We start from the raw sequence: 11,469 nt of genomic DNA on the forward strand, positions 1-11,469 counted from the left end.
CCAACTCTCTACACTGATTGATAAAAATACGGCAATTATTGAATGGTATATTTTCGATGACTGTTTCCGCGCTGTGATTATTACGGCTGAACCCCCCCTAGCCCCCCCTTATCAAGCAGGGGGGTTAGGGGGGATCTCCATTTGGACATCCACCCGTGAAGACTTAACTAACTTAGAAACCTGGCGTGACGACTATCTCAACGCCTACTACGCCCCCAGACTCGCCGAAACCGACAGCGAAACCAAACAATACCAACAAGACTGGCAAAACTCACTCCCCTCACGCCTCAACCAGCTAGCCGAAATACTCCATATTAACGATATCCTCACCTACATCCCCGAAACCTGCACCCAATTAATCCTAATTCCTCATCTCTATCTCCATCTATTCCCCCTCCACGCCTTAAACCTATTCCCCCGTTTCCCTGACGGTATCCGTTATCTGCCCAGTTGCCAACTCTTGCACCAACTCCAGCAGCAACAACGCCCCGACTTCCAGCGCCTGTTTGCCATTCAAACCCCCACATCAGACTTATATGAACAAGACATCGGCGCCGTATCTGCCATCACCCGACAATTTTCCCCGATTGATATCCTCAAAAAAGACAAAGCCAGCAAATCCGCCCTCCTCTCCTCTAGGGAAACTCTCGACACTGCCAACAGTCTGCTGTTCTTCTGTCACGGCTATTTTAATCCCGGTTCTCCCCTGGATTCCGGCTTACAGTTAGCCGATGCTAACCTCACCCTGGAAGACATCATCACTCATTTCCGCCTGAGTAATTGTCGCCTCGTCACCCTTTCCGCCTGCGAAACTGGGTTAACCGACATCAACAATATCAGCGATGAATATATCAGCTTACCCTACGGTTTCCTCTTAGCCGGGAGTACCAATGTCGTCAGTAGCCTGTGGACAGTCAGCGCCTTTGCCACCGCCCTACTCATCGTCAAATTCTACCAAGAACTCCAGCAGCAAGAGAACCTCGCCCTCGCCCTGAATACTGCCCAATGTTGGTTACGAGACACCACCGTCAAAGGTTTTCAAGACTGGCTTCCCACTTCTCCCTTCAGTACCACCTGGCAGATAGAATTAAAGCAGTATTTCCAGAAACTGGAAACTGAACAAGGGGAAAAAGCCCAACCCTTTAACAATCCCTATTATTGGGCTGCATTTTGTCTAATTGGCAAAGGAGTTTAACATCATGTCTGTTTACGACAACAGTATTATTGCTTTTATTAAAGTTATCGAAACTAACGCCAACTTACTCACCCCTCCAGACTGGGATAACTTAAAGCAACTCGCCAATCAACTTCCTGACGATGATATTGAGAATATCTCGGATCAACTGGAAAACTGGTTAAAAGAATCCGCCTCCAGCCAAGAGATATTCCAGAAATACCAACAACAGCGAGAAGGGTTAACAGATGCAGAAATCAGAGATTTTCAAGTAACCATTGGTGTTGGCGGAAGCAAATCTCCCACGCCAGCGAATCAACCCAGCCCAGCGGCGAAGGACATGATTATTAATAGTATTATCAGACATTCACCCCCATCTACACCCCAGACAAACCCACCCAATCCTCAAGGTTCCAATTAAGCGATAGGGATTGGCGGTTCGACTCAAGCTGATAGAACGGAGAATGCAGCGAGAAGCTAATAATAAATGATTAATTTGAAGCAACAAGCTATCTTTTTCCCCCTCATCCCCTAACCCCTTCTCCCGTGCAAAAAAAAGCGAAGCATCCGCTGTCTTCCCCCCTCTTCGTAGGGGGGAACGAGGGGGGTGGGAGAAGGGGAACTATTATGTGGAACTATTATGTAAAGATGCGGCAGTGCTAGAGACGCGCCATGGCGCGTCTCTACATAAATGATGTGTCCTAACCGTCTTGGCGGTTGCTATAAATTACCTCTAAAATACCGCTTTTCTCTTACTCCCCTCTCCCCGGAGTGGGAGAGGGGCTGGGGGAGAGGGGCGATATCTTCAGCTAAACACAATGCCGTACCCCTACAGATATTCTGTATTATAGGCTAATAAAAATCTCGGCAATTTCCATCAACAAATGACGAATGACGAATGACGAATGACGAATGACAAATGACCAATAACCAATAAATGAAAAACGTCAGCCTCACCCTCTACGCCTTCCACCTGCGTCAAACCCTCACCGACGCCCCCGATCGCGTGGCGGATGATGCGGCTAAGTTATGGGATAATCTGACTAATCTGGGACATTTCCCTAAACTGACTACCCTCAAATCCCAACTCATCTGCTACACCAACACCGAATACACGCCCCAAAACGAACCCGGATCAAAAACTTACTGGCTTACCCACGCCCAAGATATCGACTTAGGCGCTATCTCCACCGCCGATGGCTTCAAAATCACCGCCAACCTGCAACCCTTTCGCCTGAATGACACCTACGCCATTGATCTCACTCTCACCCCCGACTCTCCCCACCTCGACATCACCCTCCCCCAACTGCAACTCTTCCGCCCCCAATCCCTCCTCCCCAACACCATCCAAGCCTCCCTCGGACAAACCCTGTGGTTATACGCTGAAGTAGACGCCCAAACCGACTGCGCCACCCTCGCTGAACAATGCGCCACCGCCCTCCTCGCCAATACTCCCCTCAATCCCAGCTTCCAGAATCAAGACAGCCTCTTCGGGAGTCACCTCTTCCACTACCTCGCCACCCAACCCAGCCAACCCGATAACCCCGCCAAACAATGTCACATCCTCATCTCTCTCAACACCAACCAATCTCCCACCGTTGAACTGTTGGGAAAAGGCTATGATGAACTCCTGCAACTCCTTTGTTCCACTCACAAACTCCGCTACATCTATCACCAATCCCGCCAACGCTACCCCGAAGCCCGACACCTCTACAGCGACTTAGAACAACAAATCCACACCTTACCCAACCTCACCACCGACAAACAAACCCGCCTCGACGCCCTAAAAAATCTCCTCAACCAAATCCCCCACACCGCCCTCGACTACGCCCGATGCTTGCGTGACTTACGCGCCCATCATACAGCGATGGAAACCAATCTCACCAACTTTGACACCAAGCAACAGAAACTTGCCCAATTTGGCGATATCCCCCAATTCTGGGGCGATTTCCTCAAAGCAAGCCAACGCGACAAACAGCAAATCCAAACCGACATCAATTATCTATCACCCGGACAAGACTTATTCGGACAAATGCTAGAAACCGTGCGAGGTATCGTAGACTTAGATCAAGCAGAACGCGATACGTTCTGAAGGAACAGGCTTCGCCAACGCGCTTTAGACCAGAAGCTGCAAAACCTAGAACTCTGGATAGCCGTAGTCGGAACCGGATTAGCCGTCAGTGGGATATCCTCCCAAGTCGATTCCCAACCCATCCAAACCTTTATCCAGAATCAAACCAACACCGAAACACCCATTTGTCCCGGTGCAGGTGTAGTGAAATGTACCACCTACAATGGTTTGAACGTCCTGATTCATATTATCATTGCGGTTGCGATCGCGCTTCCCATCGGTTTAATTATGCGACAGATTCGCCATCAACCCAAATAATGTCCTATGTCCTCCAGACGCGCCATGGCGCGTCTCTACACCTCCTCCATCAACGTTGGCGAGGATAGCGATCGCTCAATTTATCAATCGCGCCAGATCCAAGTTGATAAGCATCTTTGATCCACTCAGTCAAGATACCATTCAGGTCAAATCCACCGAAAAACTGACTCTGTTCAACCAAATCCGGGGAACGCTATCCCCGTTATAACCCAGTCCTTACCTTGCGGACTACCCTTAGGGAAGGCTTCGCATAAATTAGTGTAGCAGCGATTTCAATAGCCTCCTCTTGCAGGGGATAATAAAGGCAGGTTTGATATTGTTTCCAATAACCTATGCCAACTAATAAAAATACTTTTCAGCTTACCATTTTAGTCGAGAATACAGCTTATGGGCGAGGATTGTTAGGAGAACATGGGCTATCTTATCTCATTGAAACCGATTCCCTGCGGATTTTATTTGATACAGGACAGGGTTTAACATTGCGCCACAATGCTCAACAGTTGGGAATTTCACTACAAAATTTAGATGCGGTTGCGCTGAGTCATGGTCATTATGATCATACAGGTGGTTTAATGACTCTCTTAGAAGAGAGTAATATTGCTAAACTCTTTCTGCATCCGGCGGCGCTACAACCCAAGTTTAGTCCTAGAGGGAATATTGGCTCTCCGATTCAAGATGCAGATAGGCTTAAACAGACGATTGATCAGTTAGTTTGGACAGATAAACCTACAGAAGTTATCCCGGGTATGTACCTGACGGGTTCAATTCCCCGGCGTCATCCCCTGGAAGATACGGGAGGTGATTTTTGGCAGGATTCCCAGCACAATCAAGTGGATTTGATTGTGGATGACCAAGCTTTGTTTCTGGATACACCCGCAGGAATGGTGGTGATTTTAGGCTGCGCTCATTCAGGTGTGATCAATACCCTCAATTATATTGCCCAAATCACTGGAACCGATACGTTTTACGCGGTAATTGGGGGAATGCACCTGAACCGGGCGAGTCGCGATCGCGTGCAAGCAACGGTGGAAACCTTGGCGAACTATAAGGTTCAGCTATTAGGAGCGAATCACTGTACCGGAACCGCCGCGATCGCGTTTTTGTGGCATCATTTTCCCGGAGACTGTATTAGCTGCCATGTCGGTACTCGCTTAGGGTTTGGCACTTAAATAATGGGCAGGGTGTAGGGTGTGGGGTGTGGGGTGTCGGGAACAATTGAACCCCTCTCGCCCCGCTTAAAAATGATTAAACGCCAAAGCACGTCTAATTTAGAACGTCTGCCCTGTGTAAACAGAGCGAACTTCTCCATTACGTCGAATAATCGCTTCTCCGTTATTCACTTCAACTAACATCCAGCCACTTGTGCCAATGGCTTCACCAATATTAATCCGCTGAGTGATCCCATCAATTTCAAATAAGGCAGCAGAAAGTTGCTCTGACTCTAGCACTCCCACCAGAGTATGGTTTACAGGAGGCGGTGGTGGCGGTGCTGGTGGCGTTGGCGATGCTGATGCTGTAGGTGAAGTCGGAGCAACGGTTGGGGGTGAGGCTGGCGGTGTTTCAGCTGTGACTTGAGGAGGAGGTGGTGTGGGTGCAGGTGGATTGGCAGCCGGTGAAGGCTCTGGGGCTGGCGGAGGGGCAACTGAGGAATTGGCAGGGGGTACTGGGGGTATCCAGGAACTCTGGGGGGGATAAACCGGATAGTAGATTCTTTCCAAAATTGTACCTGGTGGATTAGCACCATTAGCACCAACGGGACGATTGATAGCACCGGAAGCGTTGGTTGCACCTGGGGGTAGATTAGGATTACCCGTTCCACCACCGGCGATCGCGGCTTGTTGTCTGGCTTCAGCTTTACGGTCAATGGCTTTTAGCGCCTCCAAAGCATACTCTCCAAACTTGTAATCGGCTTCCGAGGGGAGTTGGGTTTCAGGAGAGGGTGAGCCAGCAAAGTTAAGCAACCAGGGTGCAAACCGTTGTTTTTGAGTAATCAGTAGCAACAGTGCGGTTAGACCCACTGAAATTAGAGCCATTACCCATAAAAATTTATCTACAGACCAACCTGAGCCTTTGCGGTTGGAAGCACTACCCTTTGTCCCCTTTGTCTCTGAAACCTGGGTTTTTGGCGTTTCCTTTTTCTCTCCAGATGGCTGTTCCACCAAGTCTTGAGTCGGTATCACAGCAGGTGGCGCGGTAATGGGGGGAATCACAATCGACTTTAAAGATACATAGTCTGGCTGAGTCGGTTCCGTGGGTAATTTGCTACTCCCTTCCAAGATGCGGTCAAGATCTGCAAATAAATCATCCATTAACTTATCCGCATCGGCTTCGGCTGACCAAGACTGGATAGCAGTGGAGGTGGTTGATGACTTGTTTGTCTTGTCGTGAGTATTGATATCCTGAGACATAATGGCTCGCCCTCATGCTTATATAATTCTCTATATTAGTTAGGATGCTCTAAAGCATTTCCTATCGCTTAGATTAGCAATCAAATTACCGATCTGAGAAAAAATTCTCATCTTTTGATCAAAATTCTGTACAATTTTAAGTCCAATGGCGATATTGTGGGTCTACTTCTGCTGATTGGCTTGAGCATTACGTCGCCACATCTGGGGTTTGATGCGTCGCAACGCGGATGCCGGAAATCGTTGATGCCATTGGTGATCTGAAAGTGTCGCCAGTTCCGCTAACGTGGGAGCTACATTCCCAGGATAGGGTTCAAAGTCGGCTACATCTGTTGGTTGAGCAAAGCGTTGGTTCCAAGGACAAACATCCTGGCAGATATCACACCCAGCCACCCAACCCTCTAAATGGGGGGTGATGGATGAAGGGATTTCCTCCGCTCGATTTTCAATTGTATGATAAGCAATACAACGATCAGCATCCACAACAAAAGGTTTAACAATTGCTCCTGTCGGACAAGCCTCCAGGCAACGGGTACAGGTTCCGCAATGCTGGGTATGGGGAGTATCGGCTGTGAGTGATAAGTTGGTTAAAATTTCCCCTAAAAACACCCAACTGCCATACTCTCGCGTAATTAGATTACCATTTTTAGCGATCCAACCAATTCCAGCACGTTCTGCCCACACTTTATCCTGCACTGGACCAGTGTCTACGTAGTAACGAGCTTGGATTCCTTCTCCTTGGGCTTGTAGCCAGTGGGTCAAGGCTTTGAGTTTTTTGTGCATCACCTTATGATAATCTCGTCCCCAAGCATAACGGGATATCTTCCCATACTCGTCTCCCTGAGGACGTTGGTGAGGGGTGTAATAGTTTAGGGCAACGGAAATAACGGATTTAACCCCTGGCATACAGGTATGGATATCTAAGCGGCGAGGATTCTGCATCCAGTCCATGTCAGCATGATAGCCCTGAGCCAACCAAGTTTTCAGATGTTGAGTGGCTTCCTCGTCACCATTCCCGTCTACCCCTGCAATACCACAGTAATGAAATCCTAGCGATCGCGCTTTTTGCTTAATTTGATTGCTTTGGTCATTGGTCATTGGTCATTGGTCATTGGTCATTGGTCATTTGTCCTTTTTCCTCGAGCGCATACTTTGGCAAGTTTCTCTATTATGAATGAAAGCCATCCCTACCAACAATCAGAAAAGAAATGACTATAGAGGGTATTACCCAGTCCGTGATTTTGCATTACTTTGAAACGATGAATGCTGGGGATTATGACGCAACCGCCGCATTGTTTACGGATAACGGTGTGATGCAGCCACCGTTTGAGGAACTCATCCAAGGACAATACGCGATCGCCACCTACCTAAAGGCTGAAGCCATTGACATGCAACTCTTACCCAAAACCGGAATTGTGGAACCCCAAGAAAACGGGGAGACTCAAATTCAAGTCAAGGGTAGAGTACAGACACCGCTATTTAGTGTCAATGTGGGCTGGATATTTATTCTCAATCTCGAACAAAGGATTAGTTTCGTCAGAATTAAGCTGTTAGCGTCGCCTCAAGAACTCCTCAGCTTAAGACGATGACAAATGATAAATGACGAATGAAACTAAGCTGCCACTTGCTCCCAGGAACGAGCGAGCAACTGACGCCCCAACTCAATATCTCTAGGCGCACAAAGCCAATCGGGATGAGCTGTCATTAACAAACTCTCTAATGCTTCTTGATCAAACAAATGCCAGACAGCTGCGCCGTCAATCTTGGCTGCGATCGCGTAGCAATTGGCGTTGATACACTGAATAGTTAAGGTGTTGGCAATTCGCCGCAGTTCCATGCGATCGCCCGCTTGAAGACTTCGGAACCGCCATAATATTTGCTTCCATTCCTTGAGTGATGACACCGTTAATCCTGGAATCCCTACCTGGATATCCGGATCTCCATTGACGGCAATCCAATAGTGGCGTGATGGATCAATTCCTTCCAACCATGGAGAATCGTCATCCAGTCGGTAGCGGGGAGACAAGATAAACGGCTGTGTCATAGGAATGATGGGTTGCACTAAACTTAACAGCTAACTCTTGGTTTCAGAGGCTCACCAGTCCTCGAAACAAGGGTATCCTTAACAGACAGATAGTCAAGTCGCTCTTTCGGCTTGACTTATTTAAAATCCTATAGATTCAGACATCTATATCAAGCAAATTTAACAAAGCTTATAGATTTAATTCGGAATAGCGGTATTTTTGTAATATTTTGCAACAATCGCTGTCCTCGCAGGCATCATACCACAGGTATTCAGTAAATGGGGTGAAATCATCAATCATTCGTCAGCCTTAGGTAAGCTTGTCTCCATCTTCAGACAATTACGACCATTGATCTGCAAGCGATACTCAACTCTATCCATCAGCTTTTGCATAATCAGCCAACCATATCCGCTTTCCTGTTTCGCTTCTGGAGAGGGTTGATTATAGTTGGTGATGTCATACCCTTTGCCGTGATCCCAAATTTCCAAAGCAATATCTCGTTCTTTGAGTTCCAAGCGAATCAAAATCGGTAAATTGGGTTGATCTCGATGAGCATGACGCACCACATTGGAATAGGCTTCAACTAACGCCAGTCTTAACCGACTCGATTGACGTTGCCAATCCACTGAATCTCCTAACGCTACTTCCAAACTTCCCAGTAACCAGCTTTCGACAATCGTCAAAAACTTCAAGTCACTTGGTACATGCAGCTCCGTTTTCATCAACTATAAAACCTCCATAGAGAGAATTGTTTGGTCATCTTCCTGAACATTGTTAGTCTCCTCGCGGATGCGAACTAATAAATGAGGTAGATTGAAGGGAGCTGGCTCCTGAAGCAGAAGTTGCCAAAGACCCGATGTCCCCAGCATTGAATTCGTCAGGGGTTTACTATTTTTATTGTTTTGAGAATCGGTATAGTGTTTTCCTTCCTTAACCGTTGCTTCTGTAATCCCATCACTGATCAGCAGCACAACATCCCCTGAATGTAACGTCAACATTCCAGCTTTTGCCTGCCATTCCGTTAGAATACCCAGCGGAATCCCCCGAACTTTCAGGTAATCCGGTTCTACTGTTACAGAGAATTCCGGTGCAGATTGCTGTTGGGCAACTAAACGATGCGCCCAAACCAACGGATAAATGTGACCCGCATTTGCATAGACAAGCTGTCGCGAGGTTGGTGTATATCGCGCTAATACCATCGTGATAAAACAGTTGGTACTGAACAGATCATCTGACATAATACTGTTCAGGTTTCGCATCACTACCTCCGGTTCAGGAGAAATTTCTTGAGCCAATTCTCGGCGCAAGATAGAAATCGCACTTGCCATAAATAAAGCCGCAGGCACTCCCTTTCCCGACACATCACCAACCGCCAGCCAAACATCGCCTTGAGGATGGACGTATACTTCAAAAAAATCACCGCCAACTTCTCGTGCGGGATAACAGTGGGCTTGCACTTTAACCCCGTCCACTTCGGGTAAACTTTGGCGCAACAAATTATTTTGAATTTGGCGAGCTACCTCCAATTCAGCCCGCATCTGTTCGGCTTGTAACTGGGTGCGTTGGTAGAGTTTTGCCTGAGAAATGGCTAACGCTGCTTGTTCTGCGACGGCTTCGATGAGTTTAATATCCTCTGACATCCAAGGCTGATCACACTGTTGTTTATAAAGGGATAACACTCCCAATAGCTGTTGTTGCCAGATCAGAGGAACAACTAGATGCACCGAATGATTACCATCACTGAGCTGTTGAATAAGCTGGGTTTTCCAGTTTTCCAGCACATTTTGCACAATCGGTTCAACATCAGGTAATGATTCAGAATCTTTTGTTGACTCAGCTTGGTAAGAAAATGAGTCTGAAATCAGGTGATTACCATCGACGGGTTGCAGGATACAACTCGTCGCCTCGAAGGTTTGACCAATCGTAGTGACAACGGTTTGCAACATACTGCTATAGTCTAGCGACTCGCGAATGGCTGTTGTCACGACATTAAAGAGTTCTTCGCGGCGTAAAGCGCGGCTCAGTTCATTAGTTCTTTGTTTGAGAACTCGGTACGTATCGGCTGCTTGTTGAACGATGACTTTCAGACTTTCCGGATTCCAGGGTTTGGTAATATACTTAAAAACTTTGCCGGAGTTAATGGCTTCGACTAAATCTTCAACATCGGTATAGCCCGTTAACAGAATCCGAATTGTATCCGGGAAGCGATCAACTGTTTTCCCTAATAATTCTGTACCATTCATCACGGGCATCCGTTGATCAGAGATAATGATCGCCATTTCTCCCTGTTCATCCAAAACGCTCAGAGCGCTCATCGCCCCATCCGCTTTATAAACTCGAAACTCTCGTCGGAACGTTCTATATAATAAATCTAAATTGTCAGGCTCATCGTCCACTATCAATAATTTGAGTTTATCTGCCTGACTCATTCTGTGTACTCCGGTTTCTGCTTGAGTTAGAAACAATAAGTTAAGGGGATTGAATTTCGTTGCCGTTTGATCTCAAAGCTGGCTGATCATTGTTTTCAGCTATCCTTTTTTCTTTCTGGATATTGCCAATTCCCCAATTTTTCATTTCAACTTATTTTCGCTAATAAAATTTATGATCATACCATGTAGATTTGGTTAGGGTAATTAATCAGCAATTTATTCTATCAAGATCCGACGATATGCACCCAGTCGGCTATAGAGATTACCTTTTTTTCTCTAGCTTAACCTTCTTTTGGGGCAATGTGGCTTCCACTCAGATTATACTTTCTCGTCCAAGAGCCGGGATGCAGGGGAAGCAATATTCCAGACGTGCCATGGCACTAGGGTAGGCTGGGGGAGATATTAGCTGTTGCGTTATTTCTGCCTTTTCGCCTAGGGAAAGTGCAAGCTGGCAGCATTCAAGCCGGATTCGCCGACTCCCCAGGAATTCGGCTATTCTACTACAGAGGTGAGGTAGAGCTAAGAGTGCGATCGCACAACTCGAACCCAGGGGACATCCTACTACCGCAAAAGTTGCAACGTCCCCCGAATTCGCTCAAACACCTGTCGATAAGCCGCCTCATTGCCACTTCCTTTCGCCCAACTAATCACAATCATATCTTGACCATCGCGACTGGGAAGCACGATATTCTCAAACTCGTACAACCCGGTAGACTCGAATGCGATCGCGTCTTGATTGGCTACCTGTTCATTCGTATCATCAACAACAAACCCCTCTGGATACTCGAAGCGAATACCCTATGGGCTTTTATGGCATAATTCCTGTATTGGAGGTGACCCCTTCAACGTCAAAAGCCAGTCCCGATCATTATCTTTGACCCAATGGACTAAAACTTTTATTCAGTCAGCTTTAGCTGACTTTCGCTTTTAGCCTTGGGTTTGAACCCAAGGCGGTTTGATGCGAGTGGTACTCATTCCGACTGCGCGATTGAGCATTATCTTTGACCCAATGGACTAAAACTTTTATTCAGTCAGCTTTAGCTGACTT

General features: G+C 47.1%; 12 protein-coding genes. 6 read left to right on the forward strand and 6 right to left on the reverse strand.

From position 1 onward, the window contains the following. The 3 genes from ACLFWI_RS17715 to ACLFWI_RS17725 form a co-directional block, all read left to right on the forward strand. Positions 1 to 1,195: CHAT domain-containing protein (locus tag ACLFWI_RS17715; protein ID WP_446414012.1), on the forward strand; the 1,195-nt coding region annotated here is incomplete at its 5' end. A gap of 4 nt (positions 1,196 to 1,199) precedes the next feature. Then, positions 1,200 to 1,595: a hypothetical protein gene (locus ACLFWI_RS17720; protein WP_446414013.1), complete on the forward strand. Its 396-nt coding sequence runs from the start codon at positions 1,200 to 1,202 to the stop codon at positions 1,593 to 1,595. Between the two features lie 516 nt (positions 1,596 to 2,111). Further along, on the forward strand, positions 2,112 to 3,266 hold the full coding sequence (locus ACLFWI_RS17725) for a hypothetical protein (protein WP_446414014.1): 1,155 nt from the start codon (positions 2,112 to 2,114) through the stop codon (positions 3,264 to 3,266). 78 nt (positions 3,267 to 3,344) lie between these two features. On the opposite strand, the gene ACLFWI_RS17730 is transcribed toward ACLFWI_RS17725, so the two are convergent. Next, positions 3,345 to 3,491, reverse strand: a complete 147-nt coding sequence (locus ACLFWI_RS17730; protein ID WP_446414015.1) for a hypothetical protein — start codon at positions 3,489 to 3,491, stop codon at positions 3,345 to 3,347. Positions 3,492 to 3,895: 404 nt separating this feature from the next. Between ACLFWI_RS17730 and ACLFWI_RS17735 the strand changes: the two genes are divergently transcribed. Then, a complete protein-coding gene (locus ACLFWI_RS17735) occupies positions 3,896 to 4,732 on the forward strand; it encodes an MBL fold metallo-hydrolase (protein WP_446414016.1) in 837 nt (278 codons plus the stop codon). 99 nt (positions 4,733 to 4,831) lie between these two features. Here ACLFWI_RS17735 and ACLFWI_RS17740 read toward each other — a convergent pair whose 3' ends face one another. Beyond that, on the reverse strand, positions 4,832 to 5,971 hold the full coding sequence (locus ACLFWI_RS17740; RefSeq protein ID WP_446414017.1) for a hypothetical protein: 1,140 nt from the start codon (positions 5,969 to 5,971) through the stop codon (positions 4,832 to 4,834). 162 nt (positions 5,972 to 6,133) lie between these two features. Then, positions 6,134 to 7,066, reverse strand: coding sequence for a tRNA epoxyqueuosine(34) reductase QueG (queG, locus tag ACLFWI_RS17745; RefSeq protein ID WP_446414018.1), 933 nt, complete (start codon positions 7,064 to 7,066; stop codon positions 6,134 to 6,136). Between the two features lie 110 nt (positions 7,067 to 7,176). Here queG and ACLFWI_RS17750 point away from each other — a divergent pair, with 110 nt between their 5' ends. Further along, positions 7,177 to 7,557, forward strand: coding sequence for a ketosteroid isomerase family protein (locus ACLFWI_RS17750; RefSeq protein ID WP_446414019.1), 381 nt, complete (start codon positions 7,177 to 7,179; stop codon positions 7,555 to 7,557). Positions 7,558 to 7,580: 23 nt separating this feature from the next. Here the strand turns inward: ACLFWI_RS17750 and ACLFWI_RS17755 are convergent, their stop codons facing one another. The 3 genes from ACLFWI_RS17755 to ACLFWI_RS17765 form a co-directional block, all read right to left on the reverse strand. Continuing rightward, the gene (locus ACLFWI_RS17755; RefSeq protein WP_446414020.1) at positions 7,581 to 8,012 is read right to left on the reverse strand and encodes a hypothetical protein; all 432 of its coding nucleotides are present in this window, start codon (positions 8,010 to 8,012) and stop codon (positions 7,581 to 7,583) included. A gap of 276 nt (positions 8,013 to 8,288) precedes the next feature. Next, positions 8,289 to 8,714 (reverse strand): ATP-binding protein, encoded by a 426-nt coding sequence (locus tag ACLFWI_RS17760; RefSeq protein WP_446368203.1) that lies wholly within the window; start codon positions 8,712 to 8,714, stop codon positions 8,289 to 8,291. Positions 8,715 to 8,717: 3 nt separating this feature from the next. Continuing rightward, a complete protein-coding gene (locus ACLFWI_RS17765; protein ID WP_446414021.1) occupies positions 8,718 to 10,421 on the reverse strand; it encodes a SpoIIE family protein phosphatase in 1,704 nt (567 codons plus the stop codon). A 441-nt stretch (positions 10,422 to 10,862) separates the two neighbouring features. Here ACLFWI_RS17765 and ACLFWI_RS17770 point away from each other — a divergent pair, with 441 nt between their 5' ends. Next, positions 10,863 to 11,240, forward strand: coding sequence for a hypothetical protein (locus ACLFWI_RS17770; protein WP_446414022.1), 378 nt, complete (start codon positions 10,863 to 10,865; stop codon positions 11,238 to 11,240). Positions 11,241 to 11,469: the final 229 nt, after the last annotated feature.

Source organism: Coleofasciculus sp. (genome assembly GCF_046539235.1).
Lineage (GTDB): Bacteria > Cyanobacteriota > Cyanobacteriia > Cyanobacteriales > Coleofasciculaceae > Coleofasciculus.